At 31.1% G+C, this 24,970-nt stretch carries 23 protein-coding genes; 5 read left to right on the top strand and 18 right to left on the bottom strand.

The window, feature by feature from the left end; all coding sequences use genetic code 11:
• Positions 1-18: 18 nt before the first annotated feature.
• The 4 genes from Ollyesu_RS11395 to Ollyesu_RS11380 form a co-directional block, all read right to left on the bottom strand.
• On the bottom strand, positions 19-3,516 hold the full coding sequence (locus Ollyesu_RS11395; protein WP_279301348.1) for a VIT domain-containing protein: 3,498 nt from the start codon (positions 3,514-3,516) through the stop codon (positions 19-21).
• 93 nt (positions 3,517-3,609) lie between these two features.
• Complete coding sequence (locus Ollyesu_RS11390) at positions 3,610-4,689, bottom strand: AMP-binding protein (RefSeq protein ID WP_279301347.1); 1,080 nt, start codon at positions 4,687-4,689, stop codon at positions 3,610-3,612.
• Between the two features lie 2 nt (positions 4,690-4,691).
• Positions 4,692-5,648, bottom strand: a complete 957-nt coding sequence (locus tag Ollyesu_RS11385) for a type II CAAX endopeptidase family protein (RefSeq protein ID WP_279301346.1) — start codon at positions 5,646-5,648, stop codon at positions 4,692-4,694.
• A gap of 3 nt (positions 5,649-5,651) precedes the next feature.
• The gene (locus Ollyesu_RS11380) at positions 5,652-6,686 is read right to left on the bottom strand and encodes an o-succinylbenzoate synthase (RefSeq protein ID WP_279301345.1); all 1,035 of its coding nucleotides are present in this window, start codon (positions 6,684-6,686) and stop codon (positions 5,652-5,654) included.
• A 61-nt stretch (positions 6,687-6,747) separates the two neighbouring features.
• On the opposite strand from Ollyesu_RS11380, the gene Ollyesu_RS11375 reads away from it, so the two are divergent.
• Positions 6,748-7,539 carry an SDR family oxidoreductase gene (locus Ollyesu_RS11375; RefSeq protein WP_279301344.1) on the top strand — a complete coding sequence of 264 codons (792 nt, stop codon included), beginning with the start codon at positions 6,748-6,750 and terminating at the stop codon, positions 7,537-7,539.
• 71 nt (positions 7,540-7,610) lie between these two features.
• Here Ollyesu_RS11375 and Ollyesu_RS11370 read toward each other — a convergent pair whose 3' ends face one another.
• The 4 genes from Ollyesu_RS11370 to Ollyesu_RS11355 form a co-directional block, all read right to left on the bottom strand.
• Complete coding sequence (locus tag Ollyesu_RS11370; RefSeq protein ID WP_279301343.1) at positions 7,611-8,375, bottom strand: carbonic anhydrase family protein; 765 nt, start codon at positions 8,373-8,375, stop codon at positions 7,611-7,613.
• 37 nt (positions 8,376-8,412) lie between these two features.
• The gene (locus tag Ollyesu_RS11365; protein ID WP_279301342.1) at positions 8,413-9,099 is read right to left on the bottom strand and encodes a DUF2490 domain-containing protein; all 687 of its coding nucleotides are present in this window, start codon (positions 9,097-9,099) and stop codon (positions 8,413-8,415) included.
• Between the two features lie 98 nt (positions 9,100-9,197).
• Complete coding sequence (gene menA / locus Ollyesu_RS11360) at positions 9,198-10,100, bottom strand: 1,4-dihydroxy-2-naphthoate octaprenyltransferase (protein ID WP_279301341.1); 903 nt, start codon at positions 10,098-10,100, stop codon at positions 9,198-9,200.
• Between the two features lie 4 nt (positions 10,101-10,104).
• Complete coding sequence (locus Ollyesu_RS11355; protein WP_279301340.1) at positions 10,105-10,944, bottom strand: 1,4-dihydroxy-2-naphthoyl-CoA synthase; 840 nt, start codon at positions 10,942-10,944, stop codon at positions 10,105-10,107.
• 301 nt (positions 10,945-11,245) lie between these two features.
• Here Ollyesu_RS11355 and Ollyesu_RS11350 point away from each other — a divergent pair, with 301 nt between their 5' ends.
• Positions 11,246-11,671 carry a hypothetical protein gene (locus Ollyesu_RS11350; RefSeq protein WP_279301339.1) on the top strand — a complete coding sequence of 142 codons (426 nt, stop codon included), beginning with the start codon at positions 11,246-11,248 and terminating at the stop codon, positions 11,669-11,671.
• A 199-nt stretch (positions 11,672-11,870) separates the two neighbouring features.
• Positions 11,871-12,302 carry a hypothetical protein gene (locus tag Ollyesu_RS11345; RefSeq protein ID WP_279301338.1) on the top strand — a complete coding sequence of 144 codons (432 nt, stop codon included), beginning with the start codon at positions 11,871-11,873 and terminating at the stop codon, positions 12,300-12,302.
• On the opposite strand, the gene Ollyesu_RS11340 is transcribed toward Ollyesu_RS11345, so the two are convergent.
• The 5 genes from Ollyesu_RS11340 to Ollyesu_RS11320 form a co-directional block, all read right to left on the bottom strand.
• Positions 12,286-13,125 (bottom strand): S1-like domain-containing RNA-binding protein, encoded by an 840-nt coding sequence (locus Ollyesu_RS11340; RefSeq protein WP_279301337.1) that lies wholly within the window; start codon positions 13,123-13,125, stop codon positions 12,286-12,288. The genes Ollyesu_RS11345 and Ollyesu_RS11340 overlap by 17 nt on opposite strands.
• A 67-nt stretch (positions 13,126-13,192) precedes the next feature.
• On the bottom strand, positions 13,193-13,534 hold the full coding sequence (locus tag Ollyesu_RS11335; protein ID WP_279301336.1) for a DUF2853 family protein: 342 nt from the start codon (positions 13,532-13,534) through the stop codon (positions 13,193-13,195).
• Positions 13,535-13,657: 123 nt separating this feature from the next.
• On the bottom strand, positions 13,658-15,406 hold the full coding sequence (locus tag Ollyesu_RS11330; RefSeq protein WP_279303074.1) for a 2-succinyl-5-enolpyruvyl-6-hydroxy-3-cyclohexene-1-carboxylate synthase: 1,749 nt from the start codon (positions 15,404-15,406) through the stop codon (positions 13,658-13,660).
• A 42-nt stretch (positions 15,407-15,448) separates the two neighbouring features.
• On the bottom strand, positions 15,449-16,561 hold the full coding sequence (locus Ollyesu_RS11325; protein WP_279301335.1) for a chorismate-binding protein: 1,113 nt from the start codon (positions 16,559-16,561) through the stop codon (positions 15,449-15,451).
• 3 nt (positions 16,562-16,564) lie between these two features.
• Complete coding sequence (locus Ollyesu_RS11320; RefSeq protein ID WP_279301334.1) at positions 16,565-16,990, bottom strand: hotdog fold thioesterase; 426 nt, start codon at positions 16,988-16,990, stop codon at positions 16,565-16,567.
• Positions 16,991-17,035: 45 nt separating this feature from the next.
• On the opposite strand from Ollyesu_RS11320, the gene Ollyesu_RS11315 reads away from it, so the two are divergent.
• On the top strand, positions 17,036-17,608 hold the full coding sequence (locus Ollyesu_RS11315; RefSeq protein WP_279301333.1) for a GNAT family protein: 573 nt from the start codon (positions 17,036-17,038) through the stop codon (positions 17,606-17,608).
• Here Ollyesu_RS11315 and Ollyesu_RS11310 read toward each other — a convergent pair.
• From Ollyesu_RS11310 to lon, 5 genes are all read right to left on the bottom strand, one after another.
• Positions 17,605-18,888 (bottom strand): hypothetical protein, encoded by a 1,284-nt coding sequence (locus Ollyesu_RS11310; RefSeq protein WP_279301332.1) that lies wholly within the window; start codon positions 18,886-18,888, stop codon positions 17,605-17,607. The two genes, Ollyesu_RS11315 and Ollyesu_RS11310, sit on opposite strands and share 4 nt — an antisense overlap.
• A 93-nt stretch (positions 18,889-18,981) precedes the next feature.
• Complete coding sequence (gene porQ / locus Ollyesu_RS11305; protein WP_279301331.1) at positions 18,982-20,004, bottom strand: type IX secretion system protein PorQ; 1,023 nt, start codon at positions 20,002-20,004, stop codon at positions 18,982-18,984.
• Positions 20,005-20,058: 54 nt separating this feature from the next.
• Positions 20,059-21,162: a LysM peptidoglycan-binding domain-containing protein gene (locus tag Ollyesu_RS11300; RefSeq protein WP_279301330.1), complete on the bottom strand. Its 1,104-nt coding sequence runs from the start codon at positions 21,160-21,162 to the stop codon at positions 20,059-20,061.
• Between the two features lie 45 nt (positions 21,163-21,207).
• Entirely contained in the window at positions 21,208-21,696 is a 489-nt protein-coding gene (locus tag Ollyesu_RS11295; protein ID WP_279301329.1) for a LysM peptidoglycan-binding domain-containing protein, read from the bottom strand.
• 7 nt (positions 21,697-21,703) lie between these two features.
• Positions 21,704-24,151: an endopeptidase La gene (lon, locus tag Ollyesu_RS11290; RefSeq protein WP_279301328.1), complete on the bottom strand. Its 2,448-nt coding sequence runs from the start codon at positions 24,149-24,151 to the stop codon at positions 21,704-21,706.
• 260 nt (positions 24,152-24,411) lie between these two features.
• Between lon and Ollyesu_RS11285 the strand changes: the two genes are divergently transcribed.
• A complete protein-coding gene (locus Ollyesu_RS11285; protein ID WP_279301327.1) occupies positions 24,412-24,966 on the top strand; it encodes an RNA polymerase sigma factor in 555 nt (184 codons plus the stop codon).
• The last annotated feature ends 4 nt before the right edge of the window (positions 24,967-24,970 follow it).

Genomic DNA, 24,970 nt, shown 5'->3' with positions numbered 1-24,970 from the left:
TAAACAACCAAAAACTTGTTATTTAAAATTTATTGATCCTATTTCTAATAAATCTTTCTCAATGTCTAATCTGTAAATCCTCACCTCTTTAGTTTCGTTTTTACTACCATAATTTTTAAAAATGGTGATTTTTAAAGTTGTAGGTCCTGATATTTTTTGGACTTCGTCAGCAAAATAATCGACTTCAATATTGTAGTCACCTTTTAGTCCTTTTTTAATCATAAACTCTTCTGGACCATACCCTTCAGTCATGTCTTCAGATAATCTATCTCCATAATCTGATCTTTTGTTTTTATAGCTAATAGCATATTCTTCTGGAGTGTCTACCCACAAATCTAAATCTGTATCATTATGATTCCAGTCTGCAACGACACGTAAATCGACTTCTATTGGTTTAATGAGTTGTCTTTGGGCATCTGTAAGATTTAAACTTTTACTATATTTATTCAATAGATGTCCAGCTTCTACAAAAGCTAGATGCTCGATGCCATAAAAACGCTTATCTAAATCTTTTTCAACTAATTGTCCTTCAACTATCGAATAAAGCAAATCAAAAGCCTTTTGGTAGTCACCTAAGTTTTCATAAGCCAAAGCTAAATCTCTAGTAGATTGTGGTTCTTCTGGTCTTAGTTTTAATACTTCTTTGTACACGTGTAATGCTAAATCATATTGCTTAAAATATTCTAATTTATAAGCTAATGCTCGCATTACTTCGTGATTATCTAAATCTATTTCAGCTAAATTAGATAACACTTTAATAGCTAGTGATTTATCCTTTTTAGAATCGAAAAACTCTGCGACATCTATAAAAAAAGATGGCGTATTTCTATATTTAATTCTAAGTTCTAAATATTTATTATAAGCATCTTTTATAGTCGACTGTGCCAATAGTATTTTAATGTAATCGCTGTCTGGCGACCATGGTTTAAAGTTTATATCTTCTCTAATTTTTTTATCTAATTCTTGAATTTGCTCAGCATTAGTATTTAAACCTTCTTTAGTAGTGATAACAATTACTCCGTTTGCAGCTCTACTACCAAAGAGAGAAGTGGCGGAAGCATCTTTTAATATAGTCATATTGTTTATATCATCGGTTGCTATAGTTTTAAATTCTGATTCATTAACTGGAACTCCATCAACAATATATAAAGGAGAGGTATTACCAATTGGGGAACCATATCCTCTTACACGTACAGTATTAACAGAACCTGGTTGTCCAGAAGTATTAATAACTGATACACCTGCAACCTCACCCGCTAATGCTTGAGTTACGTTAGTAAATGATTTTACTTCAATATTTTCTGCAATAACAGTAGATGCTACACCTGTAAAGGCTTTTGTAGTTGTTGTACCGTAACCAACAATTACCACTTCGTCTAAACTGTTGTCTGGTTCTAGAGAAAAATTAATATTATTTGAGCCACCAATAGTTATTATTTTGGTTCCATACCCAATATAACCTACTTCAATAACATCTCCTACTTCAGCATTAATACTAAAGTTTCCGTCAAAATCTGTAGAAGTACCATTTGATGTACCTTTGATTAATACATATGCACCAGGAAGTGGCAATCCGTTTTCATCAGAAATGACTCCAGATACAATTCGTTTGTTAGTATCTAAATTTGTTTGTGATTTTGGAGTATTCACTATTGGTGGACTTGGAGCAACTGTTGGTAGATTTGGAGCAACTGTTGGTGTTATTTCTGGTAAAGTATCTACAACCCAAGTTTTAGTTTCTGTTACAGTTACTGTAGTATCGTTTATTTTTTTTGGTTCGCTAATAACTGTTACTATTGGGTAAACAGTGTTATACCACTTTATTAATTCTTGATAATCTTCTACAAGCTGATTTTTTCTATCTTGAATGTTTTCAAACCTCTCTTCGTCTTCATATGCCCTATTTGCTAAACGTTGTTTGTATTCTGCTTTTAATTCTGCAGGTGGTTCTATTTTATAACGCACGTAATCTTCAATCCTATCTAAAATGATTAGTGAGGTAAACTCTGAAATAAGATGATTTTTTTTGGCAAGTTTAATGATTTCATCTTTATTGACCTCCTTATCATTATTTAATACTTGAAGCTTTTTCTTTGCCCACAAACGTTTAACCAAGCTATTAAAACTTGATTGTTCTAAAGTAATCTTAATACTTTCTGTGACTTGATTTCCATATCCAAAATTTAATTGTATATCTGTGTTTTTTTCAAACTGTCCTGAAACTGAAAAATCACTAGTAATAGTTGTATTTGGCAAAGGGAAAACCTCAGATATTAGGTCGTTATCTTTAATACCTAAAAATTTAAACGCTTCAGTTTTTAATGCATGTAAAGCCTGATCATGATTAGTAAAATTTAAATTGATGTATTTTCCATTATTTTGATTTGATGTGTATTCTAAAAACTGATGATTAGCTGATTTAACTGAGTTAATAGCATATAATCGCCCTCTAAATGTATCTTGTAATTGTCCTAAATTAAACATACCATCACTAAAAAATAGGATTTCGTTATTTGTGTCGTTTTTTAATTCTAAATAAGACGTTCCTCCATCATAAACTATTGACTCAATATCCTTTTTAAGCGCTTTCCAATGTCCATTTTTAATATTGAATTGTTTAGACTTAGACATTTTGTTACTAAAGGTTACAAAATTGACATTAACATTATCTAAATATTCAAAATACAATTCTAAAAGTTTTAATTCTGCATCCAAATTTCTGAACTTCATAGAGTATGATGCATCCCAATATATAGTGATGTCACTAGGCTTTTCCTTAATTCTTGTTTTTGGAGTAAATAACTTATACACATTAAAATAGTTGTTGTAGGTGGTTACACTTTCAGAATTACCAACTAGAAACTCTAAAACTACCGATGTGTCGACTTTAGTATTTTTTTTATTTACTGATGCCTTTAAAACACCGTCACTATTTTTAAACTTTAATTTGTACGGATTCTTATTTTTAATTTCCGGTTGCTGATTAGTATTATATACTAAAATATCTAAGTTGAAATCTAGTGGGTCTGAAAAGTTAAACGGAATTTCATAGACGTGTTTCCCATCGCTAGCATTCATTTCTTGCTCAAAAGTTATGCTTAATAATTTATAATCATTAGCAGGAATTGGATATACTCTAGCCTTATAATTATTACCTTTTGTAATTTCTAATAATCCTGGATCTATGGTTTGACGTATTGTAGACTCGTAAGCCACTCGACCTAGCTCTTTTTCTACGATAACAGCATCTCGCATTTTACCATTAACATCCATTGCAAAATTAGTAACAGATTGACCTTGTCCTAACGGAAAAGCAAGTTCGCCTTCCAATACGCGATCTGTTCCATTAAAAAACTTCATAGTATATGTGGTTGTTGCAATATTACCAACAACCTCTGTTTTAACGTCTAATTCTTTTAATGCTAAAAATGTGGAATCTTGCAATTTAATTCTTGGTACTTCTTGTGCAATAAGGTTAATTGAAATCAAGAAAAAGAATAATCTAAAAAGTTTCATAATGGCTAGTTTTAAAGTTTAAAACAAACCTATAACCAAATAAAAGATTATAAAACTGATATTGAGTGAAGTAGACTTTTGAATGAGTAAACTCTACTTTTTAAGTCGTGCTAATGTTTTATTTCTGTCTATTTTTCCTGAAGATGTTTCTGAAAATGGAGATATAGCATACACGTTTTTAGGGGTTTCTATAGCTGTTAGCTTAGAAAACACGTTTGGTTTTAGTGTATTACCTTCTGCTTCAATAACTAAAATAGCAACTTCCCCGAAGGTGTTATCTTTTTCTGAAGAAATAAAAAATCGCGAATTAATTGTTGATTGAAGCTTTGCCTCTATTTGCTCCGGAAACAACTTGACTCCTCCAGAATTGATAACGTTATCTAGTCGTCCCAACCACTGGAAACTGGTTTTGGAATGAAGCTTGACAATATCATTAGTTTCGATTTTAAAGGCTGTTAATTGTGGTGCTTCAATAACCAAACAGTCATTTTTATTTTGTGAGATAGTAATATTTGGTAGGGTTTGGAAGTGTGACCTCTCGACTGCGCTCGAGGAGACAGTAGAAGCATTTAATGGTTTGACAGCAATATGTGTAATGGTTTCTGTCATACCATAGGTTTCAAAAACTTTAGTTTTTAAATCTTGAAGCTTGACTTTTAATTGATAAGATACTGGAGCACCTCCTACAATAAGGATTTTTATATTATTAATTCTGTGTAATGTTTTTTCAACTTGTGCAGGAATCATTGCACAAAAATCATACTGCTTTTCAGGATCAAAAATCGGATTGGTTGTAGGCTTTACATTATCAATTTCTAAACCTAGTACTATTGCACGAACTAGCATCATTTTTCCAGCTATGTAGGTTGCGGGCAAACATAACAACGCAGAATCACCTGGTTGTAATTTAAAAAAATCGCCAGTAGCAATTGCAGAATTTACCATTGCTTGTTTACTTAAAGCTATGGTTTTAGGCTGACCTGTAGATCCTGAGGTTTTGACTAAAATAGAGTCTTTGTCATCCAACCAATCTAGTAAAAAGTTACCTAAGTCTTTCTCAAAAGGTTCTCCTTCTTTAACTAAACTATAAGCTACTTCTTTTAAATCTTCAAAAGAAAAATAGTTTCCATTTAACTTAAATCTGTTGTGGACTTTATCAAAAGTTGGCGTCATTGTTAATCTATTGCTTCTAAATCTTCTACTATGGGTTCTTCTATATCACCAAACAATTTATCTTTCCAATTGGACCAATTATATTTTTTTGCAAAAATGAATAATAAGATTGGAAATACAATGAACACTGGAATTACGATATCTCCAAATCCTTGTCCTGGCTCAGAGATATCTTTTAAAACAGAGTGTGTTTGCAATACCGTCCAATCTGCAGATACTAATAAGGCTCCAAATAAATTGTTAGCAGCATGAAACCCTAACGCTAGTTCTGTACCTTCGTCCATAAGCGTAATAATACCTAAAAACAATCCTGTACCAATGTAATACACCATTACACCATAACCTAGTTTACCAACTTCTGGATTAAATACGTGTAATCCACCAAAGATTACAGACGTCATGATTAGTGGAAACCATCTGTTTTTAGCAAGCACACCAAACCCTTGCATCAAATAGCCTCTAAAAATATATTCTTCTAAACTGGTTTGTATTGGGATTAGTAACACTGCAATTAAGGCTAAAATTAAAAAGCGATTGAGCTTAAAATTTAAAACATAGTCTTCTGGATTAGCAAAATAATCTATCAATATCATACTAGAGGATACAATTCCCCAAAATACAAATGCAAATAAAATACGGTTCCAATCTATTTTTGGTCTAGCAGTAGTTACAGACCTCATAGTTTGGTTATGCAAGTATTTAACTACTATAATCAACCCTATAAAGCCAATAGCAAAAGACAGCAACATTAAAAACAAGTTTAAATTTGGTTCTAAAACGGTCATCAAATCTTGTTCTTCCATAGTAGCTATAGATCCGCCTTCACGAACATATTTTACCATTGCAGCAATAGCAAACGGAAATTGACCAATAATGGCAAAAACCGCAATTATTAGTGAGCCTACTAGATAGCGCCAAAATTCGTGTTTAACATAAAACGCTTGTTTTATAAAATTCATAATCTAAAAATTAAATTCCCAATTAGTATTAGTATTGTATTGCAATGTACCATTTTTTACTTGTAATGGTGACTTAATATTATTTGTAAACAAGCTACCAGTACCTAGTCCTTGAGGCAATTTACTTTGTTTTAAGTAAGTGTATTGTGCAATTGCATTAAGCCCAATATTACTTTCTAAAGCACTAGTAATCCACCAACCAATATTCTGTTTTTTAGCTAAATTAATCCATGCATTACTTCCTTTAAATCCACCTATAAAACTAGGTTTTAATATAATGTATTGTGGTTTAATCCCTTTTAATAAAGCTTCTTTTTTCTGCTGAGTAAAAACACCTATTAGCTCTTCATCCAAAGCAATTGGTAAAGGTGTTAGCTCACAAAGTTTAGCCATTTCTTGAAATTGTCCTGCTTTAATTGGCTGTTCTATGGAGTGCAGTTGATAATCTGACAATCGTTTTAATTTTTCTAAAGCGTCTTCTGGCTTAAAAGCACCATTGGCATCGACGCGTAATTCTATATCGCTTTCGCTGAAATTTTGCCTGATTCCCTTTAAAATATCTAATTCAGTTTGAAAATCTAAAGCTCCAATTTTCAATTTTATACAATTAAACCCAGATGATATCTTGTCTTTAATTTGTTGTTTCATAAAAGCCTTATCTCCCATCCAGATTAATCCATTAATTGGTATTGCAGCTTTTCCTTTTGTAAATTTTGATGGGAATAAAATGAATTGGTTATCGCTTTCAAAACTTTTAAAAGCCATTTCTAGTCCTATTTGTATACTCGGAAACTTTATATTGAATATATAAAGCCAATCAAATCCCATATTTATACTATCGCAAGTTTTTTTTAGCTGATTCTCGTAATCTGGCCTATCATCGATGCTCAACCCTCTCAGGATACCACATTCGCCTATGCCACGTTTTCCATTATTCTCAATAGTAATAAACCAAGTTTCTTTTGTTTTTAAAACACCTCTAGAGGTTCCGCTAGGTCTTTTAAATTCTAAAATATGTTTGTGGTAAGTTGCTTTCATTTTTAACGATTTCAAAAATACTCAATTAATTTTGTAATTTCACTTTAAAATATACGATTACATGACCTTCAAAAATAAAGTAATATGGATTACTGGAGCATCAAGTGGTATTGGTAAAGGTTTAGTACTAGCGTTGTCCAAAATGGATTGCCAGTTAATAATTTCATCTAGAAATCAATCAGATTTAGATGACATTAAATACAGTTTACCCAATCCAGAAGTCATTGCAGTTTTACCCTTTGATTTAGTAAATTATGATGCTATGTCACCTATTGCAGAACAAGCTATTAATTGTTTTGGAAAGGTAGATGTATTAATTAATAATGGAGGTGTTAGTCAACGCGCTTTAATTGTTGATACAGCTATTAGTGTTGATAAAAAATTAATGGATATTGATTATTTAGGCACAGTTGCTTTAAGTAAAGCCTTATTACCACATTTTATTAAAAATAAAACTGGACATTATGTTGTGGTTAGTAGTTTGATGGGTAAGTTTAGTTCGCCTTATCGCTCTGGATATTGTGGCGCAAAACACGCCTTACATGGATTTTTTGATGCGTTACGTATGGAACACGACAAAGACAATATAAAAGTAACTATGATTTGTCCTGGCTTTGTTAATACAAATGTTGCTAAAAATGCTTTAGTTGGTGATGGCTCAAAACAGAATAGTCAGGACGCTGCTACTGAAAATGGGTTATCAATTTCTGATTTTACTGAGAAAATGATTAAAGCGATAAAAAAAGAAAAGTTTGAAGCCTATATTGGTAAAAAAGAAGTTTTTGGTGTGTATTTAAAGCGTTTCTTTCCAAAACTATTACATAAATATGTATTAAGAAGTCAAGTGAGGTAATTATGATTTAAATAAAAAAGTAGGTGCTTTAGAAACAAGCACCTACTTAAAATTTAAAAACTTTTTGTTTATTAATCTAAAAACTTCACTTTACCAGTCTCCATGTCATAAACAGCTGCCACAATTTTTATTTTTCCTTCCTTTTCTAATTCAGCCATTTTTGGTGATTGTTTTTTGATGTCTTCTACAGTTACTAATGCATTTTTGTTAATAACGCTATTAGTAAATTCAATATTTTTAGACGATACTTCTCCATTTTTTTCTGTCATCTCTACTGATGGCTTAATCTCTGCTAGTAAGTCAGACAAAGCATTCATATTCATAGAAGCAGCATCTGTATTATCTATAGCATGCTTAACAGCTCCACATGAAGTATGACCCATAACTATAACTAGTTTAGATCCAGCTACTGCTGTAGCAAATTCCATAGAGCCAACGATATCTTTATTTTCTATGTTTCCAGCAACTCGAGCTACAAATATATCACCAATTCCTAGATCAAAAACATCTTCTACTGGTACACGACTATCTACACATGATAACACAATTGCTTTTGGATATTGTCCCATTGTCGCTTTTCTACGTTGTGCAGAATGATCACGTTGCGTTAAATTATTATTTACAAAGTTTTCATTACCTTTTTTTAAACGACCTATAATTTCGTCTGGTGTCATATCTTCTTGTTCAGCAGCTGTTAAGACACTTTTAATAGCTACAGATGTAGTATCTGCTGTCTGATTAGTGCTTTCCTGAGGTGCTTCCTTAGTAGCTTCTTTACAAGAGAAAGATCCCATTAGTAAAATTGTAATTGCAAAAATTTTAAAATTCTTTTTCATTTTGGTTAAATTTAATAGTTTGTGTTTAATATTTATTTTAAAAGTTGTGGTGGAAACTAAATTGTAATTGCCCTTTACCCCAAGTATTAGTTTTTTGATTCATCCATCCAAACTGAAATCGCATAGATGGTTTTAAAACATAACCAAGACCTAAATAGGTTCTGTTTCTGTCAAAAAGCTCTACAGTATTATTATTACCAATATCTTGCTGACCGTTTATAAACAACTCATTATAAAAGGCAGTATAAATGGCATTTTTTTCTAAGGTTGGCTTATTTAAAGGAATATTAATGAATAGATTGTAACGATATCTAGTTCTAAAATCTTGATTTTCAACAAATCGTTGCTCATATCTAAAACGATGTGTTAAAAACACACGATTTAATATTTTTTGAGGAATCAAGGCTTCTTGATAAATTCTATTTTCTCCACTTGTGTCATCATTGTCTCCAAATGCTCCTGTAGTAATGTTGGCATATCCTAAAGTAAACATAATATTACTATCTTTTGGAGAATATGTTAATCCAGATCTTAACAACAGTTGCTCTAAATCTCCTGCGATATTCCAGTTACGATATTGAATATCTCCCTGAACACCAAATTGACTATCTTTAAACTGGTGGTTAAAAAAATACATATACCAAGCTCCAGTTTGTGACTCATTTACTTGACTAAAAGATAGAGTTGATACAAATAATGTTAAAATAATTAATGTTTTTTTCATGAGTATAAAAATTTATATCGCAAAAATAATAGTATTACTATTAATAAAAAACAAAATACTTTTAATTAACCAATTTTTAACATTAAATACTATTTCAATTAAATCAAATGTCCAATTCCTAATAAAACACTTAATAAGACCGTAGTTAAAGCCAACTTTTTCAATTCTGGATCAAAGTCTTTGGGATTAGTTATAGATTTGACCTTTTTAAGATGCAATAACAAAGGTATATATGCTATAAAAAAGATAAAATTATAAGGTGAGGTATAGTATAATATACCAAATAAAAAAGATAAAACTATAGCAGAAATTATAAGCATAAAGTGATACTTCTTAGCTTTTTCTGCACCTAATTTTACTGCTAAAGTTATTTTGTTTGCATTTACATCCGATTGGATATCTCGCATATTGTTTAAATTTAACACAGCAGTACTTAGTAGTCCAATCGTGATTGCTGGCAAAATGGTAACATGATCCAATTGTTTAGCATATAATACATAACTACCTATAACACTAACAAGTCCAAAAAATAAAAAGACATAAATATCTCCTTTACCTTTATAACCATAAGCAGATTCGCCAATAGTATACTTTATTGCAGATTTTATGGCAATTCCAGCAAGAATAAAAAACAATAAGGCTAATAAAAAGTGCTTGGCTTTAAATGAAAAATAAATTAGTCCTACGGTTAATGCAATGCAAATTAAAATGTTTATTCTAATAGCTTTAAATAATTCCTCTTTAGTTATTGCACCAGATTGTAAGGCTCTGGTTGGACCAATGCGTTGGTCGTTATCTGTACCTTTTACACCATCTCCAAAATCGTTAGCTAGATTAGATAGTATTTGATAACTCAACGTTGTTAATATGGCGAAAATAAAAATTCTGATATCAAAAACACCATTATACTCTGCCAAGCAGGAACCTATTATTATTCCTGAAATTGATAATGGCAAGGTCCTTAAACGCATTGCTGACACCCAAGTGGTTATATTTGTCATACAATTATGGTATCCATTTTTTAGGAAAGTTAGGCTTACGTTTTTCTAAAAACGCATCACGACCTTCTTTAGCTTCATCTGTCATATATGCTAATCTGGTAGCTTCTCCAGCAAATACTTGTTGACCAACCATACCATCATCTGTTAGATTCATGGCAAATTTAAGCATCTTTATTGAGGTTGGCGATTTTTCTAATATCTCTTGAGCCCATTGGTAAGCGGTTGATTCAAGCTCTGCGTGTGGGATTACTGCATTTACCATTCCCATCTCATAAGCTTCTTGTGCTGTATAATTTCTTCCTAAGAAAAAAATCTCTCTTGCTTTTTTTTGACCTACCATTTTGGCTAAGTATGCAGATCCATAACCACCATCAAAACTAGTGACATCTGCATCTGTTTGTTTAAAAACAGCATGTTCTTTACTTGCTAAAGTTAAATCGCAAACCACATGTAAACTGTGTCCTCCTCCTACTGCCCAACCAGGTACGACTGCTATAACAGCTTTTGGCATAAAACGAATTAAGCGTTGTACTTCTAATATATTTAGCCTATGGTAACCGTCTTCTCCAACATATCCTTGATGTCCTCTAGCCTTTTGGTCGCCTCCAGAACAAAAACTATAGACACCATCTTTGGTTGAAGGACCTTCTGCAGAAAGTAATACCACACCTATACTAGTATCTTCACCAGCATCATAAAATGCATCATATAATTCTTTTGTAGTTTTTGGTCTAAAAGCATTTCTAACATTTGGCCTATTAAACGCTATTCTTGCTACACCATTACATTTGCTATAAGTAATGTCTTCATAATCTTTAGCTTTTTGCCAATTAATTACATCCATATAATATTATTAATTAATTCAGTTCATAAAAATACACAATAATTATATTTTGCGGTTACTAATCACTTTTCATTTATACTACTATTTTAGTCTTCTTTAATTCAAACTACGAGCATTCAAAAGATTATATACAGTAACGCATTGAAAATCAGCATTTTTTATGTAAGAAAAAACTTTAAAAAAATTTACTTAATCGATTAAATATGCTTTTAAACGAATATTAAAATCTAATAATTAATAGATTACCTATAAACTATGCATGCATAATACTTTTGTAAAGAATTTAATTAATCCCTTGATAATGAATATTATAGATTCAGACATTTTCAATTATGTAATCAAAAGACAAACATTTTCTTTAGGTGAATTATATTTTTTTGAAAACTTAGTTGTTGCTCAAGTTAATGAAGGAATGCACGTAGGAATTGACACTGCTCAAGATTGTTTTAAAGCTATATATGATTTTTTTGGTAACGACAAATCCTTTGGATACATCTCTAATAGGATAAATAAGTACTCGATAGAGGTGTTAGATTACCCAAAACATAGTACCTTATTTCCTAATTTAAAAATGTATGGTGTTATCGGATACTCTCACTTTACAGAAATGAGTATTGATATAGAAAGACAATTTTGTAAAATGCCATTTATAGAATTTGAAAATATTAATGAGGCTTATACTTATACCAACAAATACATATTAAGTAAATCACAAACGATAGCGTGATGATTATTTAATATTCCCTAAGCTACTAGTTAATAGTTAGCAAACAGCTACCTTAAAAGAGCCCTAACCTCTTTTTTAGGTAGCTTTTTTTGTTTTTTAACGATAAAAACTCATTTTTATCGAAAATGCAATTAAAGTTTAACTAAATTTACTTTAAATATAGTTTCTAGTATACTTTAGATGTAAAGCTATTAATTCTATGAAAATAATTGATTCAACTCTCGCAAACGAAATCAAAGATGTGTATGTTTCTGATTTTGGTAATTTTTACTTTATGGATGGTATTGTTATTTCAGAAATCAATGAAGGCGTCACATATACTTGGGAAGAAGCAGAAAAAGCAATTGAAGCTGCTAAAGAGTTTTATGGTCCTAATATAAGTGTTTGTTATATTTCAAACCGAGTTAATAAATACTCTGTTAAGCCTTCAGATTGGTTAAAATTTTATAGAAATGAGAATAATCTTAATGGATATGCTGTTGTGACTAAAAGTGAAAATAGTTGGTTTAATGCTTTAATGGAAAAATTATTCTCTAAAGTAGAGATTGAACGTTTTGAAGATTTATATGAAGCTATAAAATGGGCTAGACATACAAATTCTAAAAAAGGGTCGTCTAATCTTGCTTCTTAAGATATATTCCGTCGTCCTTAATTTCTATTAATTTCTTTTTATAGAGCGTTCCAATTGCTTTTTTAAACGTTTTTTTACTCATTTGCAACTGGTCTTTAATCAAATCTGGATTAGACTTGTCTGTTAAAGATAAATACCCATTATTATCTTCTAGCTCTTGCAAAATTTTATCAGCATTAGGCTCTATATTTCTGTAACCTATTTGACCTAAGCTAATATCTAGTTTATTTCCTGGTCTTATTTTTTTAACTATCCCTTTAAGTTTATCACCTACACTAATGTCTTGAAAAATATTATCCTTATAGATTAATCCAGAATGTTTATTATTAACAATAACATTCATTCCTAAATCACTTGGGTGCGATACTATAATTTCTACTTGATCAAATTGAGATACTGTTAAGTCTTTATTGTCTAAAAACCTATTAGTCTTACTTGAAGCCACGAGACGTTCAGTTATTTCGTCTAAATAACAATGCACTAAATACCAACCTCCTTTTTTCATTGGAAAAGCCTGCTCTTTAAATGGGCAGAATAATTCTTTAACTAATCCAAAATCTAAAAAAGCACCAAATTTAGTAACTTCATTACATCGCAACATAGCAAATTCTCCACGTTTAATATAAGGCTCGTCAGTTGTTGCTATGATGCGCTCTTCATTATCTAAATAGACAAAAACTTTAAGTTTATTGCCAATTTCAAAATGTTCTGGAACATATCTGTTGGGCAATAATACTTCGTTATTATCTTCATCACCTAAAAATAAACCAGGCTCTGTATCTCTTAATATTTCAAGTGTATTGTAGTCTCCTATTTGTATCATTTTGCAAATGTAAGCATATAAAAAAAGCGTTACTTAAGTGTAACGCTTTTTTTATATTTTTTTTATTCTATTTGTAAACTGACTCTTTTTTAAAGTGCTTAGTTAACAAATAATAGACTACTGCTCTATATTTATTTTTGTTAGATCTTCCATAAGTATCCATAACAGAATCAATTGCTTTATCTAAATCAGCACTATTTTTTAATCCTAATTTTTTGATTAAAAAATTATTTTTCACTGTATCTAATTCCGACTGGTCACTTCCAGAAACTGTTGCAGCATCTTTATTATATATTGAAGGACCACACCCAATGGTAACTTTAGTTAATAAATCCATGTCTGCATTAACGCCACATTTGTCTTTTAAATCTGAAGCGTACTTTGCGATTAACTCATCACGTTTACTCATAATTTTAAATATTTTAAATTAATAATTTTTAGCTTTTTAAAGGTACAAATTTTTTGTATTGCTTGTTTAGGCTTAATCTAATTATATTAAGTTTCCGATTAACGCCAGATTTTATCGACAAAATTATTTCACAAATTGAAAATAATCTAATAATATAGAATCATTATCAGTTGATGGTGTCATAATTTCTAATAATTTGGGCGAATCATTGTCATTATAAAAAGTTGATAATGCAGTTGTTAACTCATTTTCATTACTAGCAACTACATAATCAAAATTAAACATACTACATAAATGTTGGGCTGTAAGTTGATGTTTAGTTTCAAAATATTGATCAAAATTTTCTGTGTTTTTATGTCCTGGAAGAATTCTAAAAATACCTCCACCTTGATTGTTAATAAGAATTATTCTGAAGGTTTTAGGTATATAATTATTCCATAATGCATTACTATCATAGAAAAAACTTAAATCTCCAGTAATAAAAACTGTCGGTTTAGGATTAGCCAAAGCAGCTCCAATTGCTGTGCTTGTACTACCATCAATTCCGCTTGTTCCTCTATTACAAAAAACCTCAACTGTTTTATTAATATTAAACAGTTGTGTGTAACGTATTGCAGAACTATTACCAACCTGAAGTTGACTATAATTAGGTATACTATTTAAAATAATATCAAAAGCTTTAAAATCTGAAAACGATATACGTTGCATGTATTGATCATGCTTTTTATTTCGCGTATCCATTTGATGACTCCAAAACGGATTATAATTACTTTTTACGTGTTGTGTTAGTGGTAAAAATTGCTTAAAAAACGAATTTACAGACTGTTTAAAGACTTTATTTAACACAAAAAACGTATCATTAGCACCTTGCTCCGCAATATGCCAATGGTGTTTAGGCTTGTATGTTCTTAAAAATTTTTTGATTTTTTTTGATACAACCAAACCTCCAAAAGTTAAAAGTATTTCGGGTTGTAATGTTTTAAATTCTTCCTCAGTTAAAGCACCAATTAATTTATCAATACTTGAACAAAATTTATCATGGTGCAAATTGGATGTGGTTTCTGTTAATACTAGTACACTTTCATCGTTTGCAAGACTGTTTAAATAGTTTTGCTCCACACTATTTGGTGGTAAAACACCAACCAATACTAGCTTTTTAGATGAGTTGTTCCAAATGTCAACATATTCTTTATACTCTTCATTAACTTCATTAGTTGTTATAGGAATTATCTTTGGATTGACTGATAGTTCTTCAACCATGTCATATAACGGTTCGTCAAACGGTATATTGATATGTACAGGACCTTCTACTGTAATAGCTATATTTAGTGCTTTGTTAATTTCTGTTTCGTTTTGTTGTTGGATACTTTCTTGTAAACCTAAATATTTTTCAATTTTATTCTCAATACTCTTCATAATCGGCAAGTCTTCCGCGAAAGCGTTATCCTTATCTGGATGCAAGTCTTGCTTTAAATTTGCTGAATAATGAATGTGATTCTGGTAAACATTGTCTTGATTTATAGTTTGTCCATCACCAATTCCGACTAAATATTTAGGTCTATCTGCACTTAAAACTACTAGTGGAATATGACTATAAAAAGCTTCTGAAACTGCTGGGTAATAATTAAGTAACGCACTACCAGATGTACATACTACAGCTACTGGATGTTTGATTTGTTGGGCAATTCCTAAAGCGAAAAAAGCAGCGCAACGCTCGTCCACAATACTATAGCATTTAAAAAACGGATCATGAGTAAACCCAATGGTTAAAGGTGCATTTCTGCTTCCTGGAGAGATTATAATATGCTGAACATTCTTAGCTTTACAAAGCTGAATAACGGTTTGCGCTAACGGAATTTTTGGGTACTTAATCATTAGTGTAAAAATACAAAACCTATAGCCTATTTTAAACCATTATAAGAGGTTTTTAACAGTTTTAGTTTTTGCTACAGTTTCTTCCCATTCTTGTTCTGGGACAGAATCTTTAGTTATGCCACCACCGACATAAATATACGCTTGATTATCTTTAATTTGTAAGCATCTTAAGTTTACAAACAGATGTGAAACTGATTTTACAGAAGCATAAGCATTATTTTCTACATTTCTTCGGTTGGTGTTTCTGGATTTGGTTTGTTTAACATTAATTTCACCAAAAAAACCAGTGTAAAACTCACGATTATAACCTTCGTTTTTTAGTATAAAATCTTTTGCAGCTTCTTTTGGTAATCCACAAACTGCAGGTGTTGGATGCAGTATATTAATTACTGAAAGTAAACCGTTTTCAGGTTTTAAAACAGCAGATATTTTTGTTTTTAGATGTAGTAACTTACCAGCTTTAACCGTTTCTGTTTGACCAACTTTTAGGCTACTAACAGAAGAATTTAAACTATTAACTATAAAGTCGGTCACTAATTGTTGTTCTTCTAATTCTTTAGGTTTCCAAACAACCTCAGTTGTGTTAGTGTAAGATTGCGTACCTGCTAAAGACATTGTTTTAAACCTATTTCCTTCTACTTGCAGTAATGTTTCTGGAGTGGCACCCAACCATAATCCGACTTTTGGATGATACCAACAATATACCATTGCAGTTTTATAGTTAGCTAATAATTTTTTAAATAGAACAATAATCTCATTATCAAAATTTTGAATTTGCACTCTAGACAATACTACTTTTTTGAAGCTACCACTTTCAATCTCATATATAGCGTTTTGGACTAATGCTATGTGATTTTGTTTTGCGTTTATTTCAATATTATCGACAGTAATATTACCATTATCTATGTTTTCAATGTTTTCGACTAAAGAAATACTATGACATTGATTTAAAGGAAATAAAATTGTTTTTGAAATACTATCAAATGGTGAAAACACAAAACCACTTTCTTCAAAATCCTTTGCATAATGTAGATTTGCATCCTTCTGAAGCAATGCCTTAATCTCTAAACTATTTGGTTTTCTATAAGCTACAAATGGTAATTTAGTTGATAGTTGAGTGGAAAGCTGATTAAAGAAATCTGAAGCTGTCATGTTTTATTTCTTTTTGGGTAAAGAAATGGTTGATAACTTACACACAGAAATTAGATTATCCTGTTCATCTGTAACACGAATATCCAATAATTGTGTTGTACGACCTTTATGAATAAAGGTTGCTTTAGCATAAATAAACCCTGAAGACACACTTTTTAAGTGGTTAGCAGTTATTTCTAAACCTCTTATCATTAGCTTATCGGCATCTAAAAAAATATGAGATGCAAAACTACCCACACTTTCTGCTAAAGCAGCAGTCGCACCACCATGCAATACACCATCTGGTTGATGCACTCTAGGAGTAACAGGCATTTTAGCGACTAAAAAATCTTGACCGTAATCAATCATTTCAATCTCTAAGGTTTCCATTAAAGTATTTTTACTGGCTTTATTTGCTGTTTCTAATAGTTGAGCTTTAGAATAGTTCATGTATCTTTAATTTTGATTACAAAAATACAAAACATACTGCTTACAATGACTGCTCCTACACTTGAAAACCAACATGCAAAACTAATACCTTTAGATTTAAGTAATTACAAGCATTTAATAGACATTGCTCAAGAAAAGGATTTAATTTATTATTCGCCAAGTAACATTTCTACTCCAGAAGCATTAAAAGACTATGTACAAATTGCTGTAGATGGTCTATACCACAACACTACACTACCATTTATTATTTACGATAAATTAAAACAAGCTTATGCTGGAAGTACACGTTTTGGATTAATCAATCCTAAAAATAAAGTATTACATATTGGTTGGACATGGATAGGACACCATTTTCAAGGGACTGGTTTAAATAAAAATGTGAAGTTTTTAATGCTACAATATGCATTTGAAACCTTAAATTTTGAAAAAGTTGAATTTAGGATTGACAAGCGCAATCAAAAATCTAGAAAAGCGGTAGAAAAATTAGGTGCAACCCTAGAAGGTATTCTGCGTGAAGACACTGTAATGCTTGATGGTTTTAGACGTAGTACGTGTTGTTATGGAATATTGAAACGTGAATGGAATAATATTAAAGACAGTGTATTTAAAAACTTTTAATTACTATCCAAACACTCAAAACACTCCAATAATTTTGAATCAATATCCAAATCTTCAGATCCTTTCAAGCGTTCTTTTAGTTTTCCTTTCTCATCAATTGAAATTTTAAATGCTATAGCATAGTCCACTAAATCATCTCTTCTGGATTTTATTTTATTAATAATCTCCTTACCATCCAATTCTGAAATACTATCAGGCCAAACGTTTAATGCATCTTCTAATACAGAATCATTAAGCATAATTTGAAGTTGTTTTGCTTGTTCTATAAATAAAGCTTTTGGTGTGTTTATTAAAAAATATCTATCAAATGGATAAACTAAACCTGGCATAAAGTCGATGTCATTCTCAAAAGGTCGCAATTCTTCAACAACATATTTATTAGATAGTAAAGTTGGAATAAGTCCTTCAAGATTAAAAAAAGCATTATCTCTGTCTCCAGCAATTGGATTAGCAATATACTTACCATTAACTTTTTGAACTGCCCAACCCCATTGTTTTGTGTGCCTATCCCAGTCACCTATCAATAAATCAAATAGTCTTGCTCTAATTAATTCTGATTTATTGATAAAAACTTTATCTGGATATTTTAATTTTAATTCTTGTAAGTCTTCTGTATCAATTGTGTTAACAACATTTTCTAAATTGGTCCAATTGGTTTTACTTTCTGTTTCATATTCAAGTAAATACAACCTATTACTATATTTATCAGCATACCGTCCTAAGGATTCCTGCTTTGGAACAAACACTACTTTTGGTTTCGTATTTAAAAGGTTTGCTTTATCAGCTAATTCTGCTGCTAAAATAGCACCATAAGGATGTTGTGCAGAAATTCCATCAACGATTAAATTTTCTAATCCTAAAGTTTTAACTACTTCTGGAATAAGTTTTTTAGGATCTTTATTAACACCTCTAAGTGTTAACTCTATACTATCTTTAGTCATTAATTTTAAAGAATGAGTTTGTTTACCACCTCCTTCTTTTAAAATAACTACACCTCCAAACAATGTATCTAAAAACATAACAGGAACTTTAATAGGTGTTGACCATGCTTGTCTATATTGTTCCCCTTGTATTAAAGTTTTAATCTCATCTGCCTTATACAAAGAGCTAGCAGTAACCATTACGGAATCTAAAGACTTAAAATTTACAGCATTAACATTATCATAATTAACTAAATCTGATTTTATAAACGTTTTTTTAGTGGAAGATACAGACCAATACATTAACACTGTAAAAATAATGAGTACTAATACGATAAAGTAAACTAGTTTTTTAATCAATGTAAGTGGCTTTGGATAGTTACTTGCAAGTTACAAAAGTTTTATCTTGTTAATCTTAAAACACTTTTAAAACAAGCTGTACCAATTAAAAAATTATTGCAAATTTATGTGCAATCCAAAAAAGTTAGCATTACTAGCTGCAGTATATTTAGCATGGGTATAACTAAAGCGAAGATTATTTATTTTGATAGCAAATCCTGCAGATAGCCCAGAAAAGTTACGTTGGTCTACTATACGCAGTTCTTCTGCACGTCTAAAGTTATAACCTAATCTAATATTAAATCCTTTGTCTGGAAATAACTCTGCACCTATAATTGTATGACGTATGACGTTACTTAAAAAACCAACTTTTTCTTGAGTTTGGTTACCTTCTAAATCTGTAGTTGCTCTTGCTGGATTGGACACGCCTATTGGCCACTGTTGCAAATTTTCGAAGGTTAGGTGCCAACGTAATGGTATATGCTCTAGAGTCTGTGATAAACCTAAAGTTATATCTAAAGGTAAACTTTCTCGCTGTCCAGCGTAAGTTGTTATTTGAGTACCCAAGTTACGAACAACTAATGCTGCTTGAAATTCTAATTTTTCATCTATGTACATTAAACCTAAGTCTGTTGCAATCCCTAAAGAACTGTATTGCTCTAAACTTGATGTAATAAACTTAACATTAGATCCAAAATAAAAATCTGAATACCCAATTTGCAATGCGTAACCAATCGATAATGCTGCTTCTGTACCAGTAAATGTACCAGTTGAGATTCCATTTTCGTCATAACCATCAAAATCGCCATAATTTATATAAGTCATACCTGCATGAATAGTTTGTGTACGTCTATCCCATGTATAGGCGTATGCTGCTGTACCATAGGTAATACCACCTAAGTAGTTACTAAAATTTAGAGCAAATTGATTATCCATTTCTGGATTAATTGCAGATGGATTATATATTGCTTGAGTTACGTCGTAATCTATATTAGTTAATACTTTACCACCTAAAGCAGCTTGACGTGGAGAGGATACTAAGTTTAAAAATTGATAAGTCGATTGTCCACCTAATTGCGCAAAGCAAGTAGTGCCAACTAGTAGCATAATAAATGGGACAATTTTATTTTTAAACATAGTTTGCAAAGTAAATAAATCTACTTTAAAACGTAGATAAAGCAAATTTATTTTTTACTTTAATTTAAGCTTTTGTCCAATTTTTAAATTATTGAATTTAACATCGTTTAACTTCGTTAATTTTTCTACTGTAGTATTATACTTTTTTGATAAATTATATAGGTTATCACCTTTAACAATGACGTGGTAGTCAACTCCTTCGACTGGCTTTTTTGTTTTAGTTTCTGTTTTTACTTCAGTTTCTTCTATAACTTCTTCAGAAATTTCAACTTGTGCTTCCCTTTTAGACACTTCTTTTACAACCTCATTATTAGATGCTTGTACTTTTTTAAGTTTTTCCTGAATAGCATCATATTTTGCTTTAGCATCATCATTTTTTTCTTCAACCTTAAGAACTTGCTCCTCTGATTCAATAACTTCTATTTCGTCTGGGTATTCTTCTTCAGCTTGTTTAGCTTCTTCTTTTTTAGTCGCTTTTAGTTTTGCTAATTCAAGTTGTCGCTGTGCTTCTTCTAGTTGTTTTCTTGCTGCTAGTACTTCTTCAGATTCTTCAAGTTCCGTAACTTTTTCTTTCTCTTCAGTAACATCATTAGAGCTTGGAACTATCATTGGTTTATAGTAGGTACTGTTTCTAGACACTGGCTTTTTAGCATCAGGACTTGTCGTTTTTTGAGGCGCTTCAATAGGTGTTGGCATAACATCAGGTGGTGGTGGAGCTAATGTAGATGGTGATTGTCCTGGTCGTAATTTGGCTATAATTCGTTCTTCTCCTGCATAACTAATTACTGGACTACTAGATGGTACCAAAACACGATTAATAATTTTTAATTCTTGCCCTAAACTTAAATTATTAGATTTTAATGTATTATCTTTTTTAAGCTGGCCAATATCCAATTTATGTTTTTTAGCTATTGAAGATAAGGTTTCCCCTTTAACAACTTTATGAATTGAAATGTCATTATACACTACTCCACTTGCTGTGGTGTGTAGTTCTTCCGGATTAGTATCTGCATGTGAGCGATAAACATATTCTCCAGTTTTAGTAGACATAAAAGCTTCTTTATCTTCTACAACTATTGGTAAAAACTCTTCTTCTAACTCTTGTGCGAAACTAAGATTAGCACAAAAAATCATCAAAATTAATAGTAGATTTTTCATTTTAATAATGGATTAATTTTAACAAATATAAACTATTGATTTTAACTATTTTAATGTAAGTTGTTGTCCAATAACTATGATATTATTATCCAAACTATTCAATTTTTTAATTTCTGAAACTGAAACTCCCGTCTTTTTTGATATTGAATACAAGGTATCACCTTTAACCACTGTCCATGTTGAAGTGTTTCTTGTTTGAGCAGAAGCTGCATAGCCAATGTTAAGTACTTGATTAACTTTTAACACATTTGATTTTAGATTATTAATAGACTTGATATGAGCCATACTTATTCCATACTTTTTAGATATGGAATATAAAGTATCTCCTTTTTCTACTGTGTGTTTATCAATGATATCACCACTGTTTACCGTAGTCGAATAGCTAACTGTAGATTTTCCGTTAGTATATTTAGTTTCACCTGTTTTAGTGTTTAAAAATGCTGGTTTACCGTCTAACATTATCTCTACTATATGATCTTGAGCTAGTGCTACAAAAGAATTGAACACCATAATTAGGACAATTAGTTTTTTCATTTTAATATTATAATTTTTTGGGGTTTTTAACTTTTTGATTAGTGATGGCAATGTTAACAACATCCATCATATCTGACACGTAATGAAACGTTAATCCTTTTAAATACTCTGGTTTAATCTCTTCTATATCGCGTCTATTATCCTCACATAGCAAGATTTCTTTTATTCTAGCACGTTTTGCAGCTAGAATTTTTTCTTTAATTCCACCAACTGGTAATACTTTACCACGTAAGGTAATCTCTCCTGTCATTGCTAAGCTTTTCTTAACTTTACGTTGTGTAAATAAAGAGACTAAAGAAGTTAACATAGTCACACCAGCACTTGGTCCATCCTTTGGTGTTGCACCTTCAGGAACATGAATATGGACGTTATATTTCTCAAAGACTTCTGGATTAATATTAAGTTGATCTGCATGAGCTTTAATAAACTCCATTGCGATGGTAGACGACTCTTTCATAACTTTACCTAAGTTACCTGTAATATTTAAAGCGCCTTTACCTTTAGATAAAATAGATTCTATAAACAATATATCACCACCCACTCTAGTCCATGCCAATCCAGTAACCACTCCTGCGACATTATTGTTTTCATATTTATCACGTTCTAGTTTTGGTCCGCCAAGCACTTCAACTATAATATCATTAGTCACTTTTACATCATATGCCTCGTCCATTGCTATGTTTTTAGCAGCATAACGCACCATCTTTGCTAATTGTTTTTCTAGACCTCGTACACCAGATTCGCGTGTATAACCTTCGACAATTTTTTCTAATTGCGGTTTGCCAATTTTTAAGTGCTTGTCTTCTAAACCATGTTCTTTTAATTGCTTTGGCAATAAGTGACGCTTTGCAATCTCTACTTTTTCCTCAATAGTATAACCAGTTACGTTGATAATTTCCATTCGGTCACGTAAAGCTGGCTGAATGGTATTTAAACTATTAGAAGTAGCAATAAACATGACTTTTGATAAGTCATAGCCCATTTCTAAGAAGTTATCGTGAAACTCGCTATTCTGCTCTGGATCTAAGACTTCTAACAACGCAGACGAAGGGTCACCTTGATGCGAATTAGACAACTTATCAATCTCATCTAATACAAATACTGGATTTGAAGTACCTGCTTTTTTAAGGCTTTGAATAATACGTCCTGGCATTGCACCTATATAGGTTTTACGATGTCCACGTATCTCTGCTTCGTCACGTAATCCACCTAAACTCATTCGCACATATTCACGTCCTAAAGCTTCTGCTATGGATTTACCCAAAGAGGTTTTTCCAACTCCTGGAGGACCATACAGACATATAATTGGAGATTTCATATCGTTACGTAGTTTTAATACTGCAAGATGCTCGATAATACGTTTTTTAACATCATCTAAACCGTAATGGTCACGATCTAATATTTTTTCTGCACGTTTTAAATCAAATTTATCTTTGCTAAACTTATTCCAAGGTAAATCTAAAAATAAATCTAAGTAGTTACGTTGTATAGAATATTCAGCAACTTGAGGATTCATACGTTGCATTTTAGATAATTCTTTTTCAAAATGCTTAGCGACTTTTTTATCCCATTGTTTAGACTTAGCACGTTGTTTCATTTCGTCAATTTCTTCAGCATTACCACCTCCAAGTTCTTCTTGAATAGTTTTTAATTGCTGGTTTAAGAAATATTCACGTTGCTGCTGGTTTAAATCACTTTGAACTTTAGACTGAATATCGTTTTTAAGTTCTAATTTTTGAAACTCGATATTCATGTAACGTAATGTCTCTAGAGCACGATCCTTAAGATGATTCATTTCTAGAAGCGATTGTTTTTCGTCCACATTTAAGTTCATGTTGGACGATACAAAGTTGATTAAAAATGAATCGCTTTCAATATTTTTAATTGCAAATGTAGCCTCTGTTGGGATGTTTGGACTATCCTTTATAATTTGTACTGCTAAATCTTTAATAGACTCAATTATAGCTCCAAATTCTTTGTTTTTAGCTGCAGGCTTAGCTTGAGGTACTTCTTTAACGGTTGCTTTGATATATGGTTCCTCTGTGATGACTTGGTCTATTTCAAAACGCTTTTTACCTTGTATAATCACAGTCGTATTGCCATCTGGCATTTTTAATACTTTTAGTATTCTAGCAACTGTACCTATTTGATGCAAATCTTCAGCTTTTGGATCTTCAACAGCTTCATCTATTTGAGAGACTACACCAATAACCTTTACACCATTATTGGCGTCATTTATTAATTTAATAGACTTATCGCGTCCTGCAGTAATTGGAATAACTACTCCTGGAAACAATACGGTATTTCTCAAAGATAAAATCGGTAATGTTTCAGGAAGTGCTTCGTTTTCTATTTTTTCTTCATCTTCAGGTGTCATTAATGGGATTAATTCAGAATTTTCATCAAAATCCTGTAATGACAAACTGTCAAATGATATAAAGTTTGATTTTTTCATATGTTTATATGAGCCAAAATGTCACTTTAAATGAGACATTAAAGACTTTTATTTTTTAATATTTATATTCAATCTTAGCTATTACACTGATATACTTGCAAATAACGCTACATAGCTATTGTAATTAAATATTAAAAATTCAATTAATGTGCCACTTTTTGATTATGAATTATTCTTATACATTAAAAAATCGGTATTTTTTTTCATTAAAGTGTAACAAACTGTTTTAACTTTCCTCTTTATAATAACAAACCATTTTTTTGACACTAACCCATCACAATATCGAGCAACTTGTTGCGCTTTGTCTATCTGGTAACCAATTGGCGCAATTGGAAATCTATAATAGATACTACAAAGCTATGTACAATACCTCGTTTAGAATTGTAAATAATAGTTTTGAAGCAGAAGATATTATGCAAGAATCGTTCTTGACTGCTTTTACTAAGCTAGACAAGCTTAAAGAGAAAAGTACTTTTAGTGCATGGTTAAAGCGTATTGTAGTTAATAATAGCATCCATGCTTTTAATAAAAACAAAAAAAATGGCGAAGTAGCTTTAGACGATGTACTATATAAAATTGAAGACCAACAAGGTATTGATACATGTACCGAATTAACTTCGGTTAAAGCAAAACAAATTTTAGAGGGTTTAAATACTTTAAAATCTAATTACAGAATTGCATTAACCCTAAATTTAATTGAAGGGTATGATAATGAAGAAATTAGTCAAATCATGAAGATTAGCCATGCTAATTGTAGGACAACTATCTCTAGAGCAAAAGACAGTTTAAGACAAAAATTAAAACAATTAAACTAATTGT

Source organism: Olleya sp. YS, assembly GCF_029760915.1.
Lineage (GTDB): Bacteria > Bacteroidota > Bacteroidia > Flavobacteriales > Flavobacteriaceae > Olleya.
Note: the sequence above shows the minus strand (reverse complement) of the source record. Positions and strands in the feature narration are given on the sequence as shown.

Excerpts from the sequence above, each read along its gene's own strand:
- Ollyesu_RS11350 (WP_279301339.1), top strand. The coding sequence starts at position 11,246 with ATGAATATTATAGATTCAGACATTTTCAATTATGTAATCAAAAGACAA.
- Ollyesu_RS11345 (WP_279301338.1), top strand. The coding sequence starts at position 11,871 with ATGAAAATAATTGATTCAACTCTCGCAAACGAAATCAAAGATGTGTAT.
- Ollyesu_RS11390 (WP_279301347.1), bottom strand. The coding sequence starts at position 4,689 with ATGACGCCAACTTTTGATAAAGTCCACAACAGATTTAAGTTAAATGGA.
- lon (WP_279301328.1), bottom strand. The coding sequence starts at position 24,151 with ATGAAAAAATCAAACTTTATATCATTTGACAGTTTGTCATTACAGGAT.
- Ollyesu_RS11380 (WP_279301345.1), bottom strand. The coding sequence starts at position 6,686 with ATGAAAGCAACTTACCACAAACATATTTTAGAATTTAAAAGACCTAGC.
- Ollyesu_RS11325 (WP_279301335.1), bottom strand. The coding sequence starts at position 16,561 with ATGACAGCTTCAGATTTCTTTAATCAGCTTTCCACTCAACTATCAACT.
- Ollyesu_RS11320 (WP_279301334.1), bottom strand. The coding sequence starts at position 16,990 with ATGAACTATTCTAAAGCTCAACTATTAGAAACAGCAAATAAAGCCAGT.
- Ollyesu_RS11385 (WP_279301346.1), bottom strand. The coding sequence starts at position 5,648 with ATGAATTTTATAAAACAAGCGTTTTATGTTAAACACGAATTTTGGCGC.
- Ollyesu_RS11315 (WP_279301333.1), top strand. The coding sequence starts at position 17,036 with ATGACTGCTCCTACACTTGAAAACCAACATGCAAAACTAATACCTTTA.
- Ollyesu_RS11375 (WP_279301344.1), top strand. The coding sequence starts at position 6,748 with ATGACCTTCAAAAATAAAGTAATATGGATTACTGGAGCATCAAGTGGT.
- Ollyesu_RS11370 (WP_279301343.1), bottom strand. The coding sequence starts at position 8,375 with ATGAAAAAGAATTTTAAAATTTTTGCAATTACAATTTTACTAATGGGA.
- Ollyesu_RS11340 (WP_279301337.1), bottom strand. The coding sequence starts at position 13,125 with ATGATACAAATAGGAGACTACAATACACTTGAAATATTAAGAGATACA.
- Ollyesu_RS11295 (WP_279301329.1), bottom strand. The coding sequence starts at position 21,696 with ATGAAAAAACTAATTGTCCTAATTATGGTGTTCAATTCTTTTGTAGCA.
- Ollyesu_RS11335 (WP_279301336.1), bottom strand. The coding sequence starts at position 13,534 with ATGAGTAAACGTGATGAGTTAATCGCAAAGTACGCTTCAGATTTAAAA.
- Ollyesu_RS11365 (WP_279301342.1), bottom strand. The coding sequence starts at position 9,099 with ATGAAAAAAACATTAATTATTTTAACATTATTTGTATCAACTCTATCT.
- porQ (WP_279301331.1), bottom strand. The coding sequence starts at position 20,004 with ATGTTTAAAAATAAAATTGTCCCATTTATTATGCTACTAGTTGGCACT.
- menA (WP_279301341.1), bottom strand. The coding sequence starts at position 10,100 with ATGACAAATATAACCACTTGGGTGTCAGCAATGCGTTTAAGGACCTTG.
- Ollyesu_RS11355 (WP_279301340.1), bottom strand. The coding sequence starts at position 10,944 with ATGGATGTAATTAATTGGCAAAAAGCTAAAGATTATGAAGACATTACT.
- Ollyesu_RS11300 (WP_279301330.1), bottom strand. The coding sequence starts at position 21,162 with ATGAAAAATCTACTATTAATTTTGATGATTTTTTGTGCTAATCTTAGT.
- Ollyesu_RS11395 (WP_279301348.1), bottom strand. The coding sequence starts at position 3,516 with ATGAAACTTTTTAGATTATTCTTTTTCTTGATTTCAATTAACCTTATT.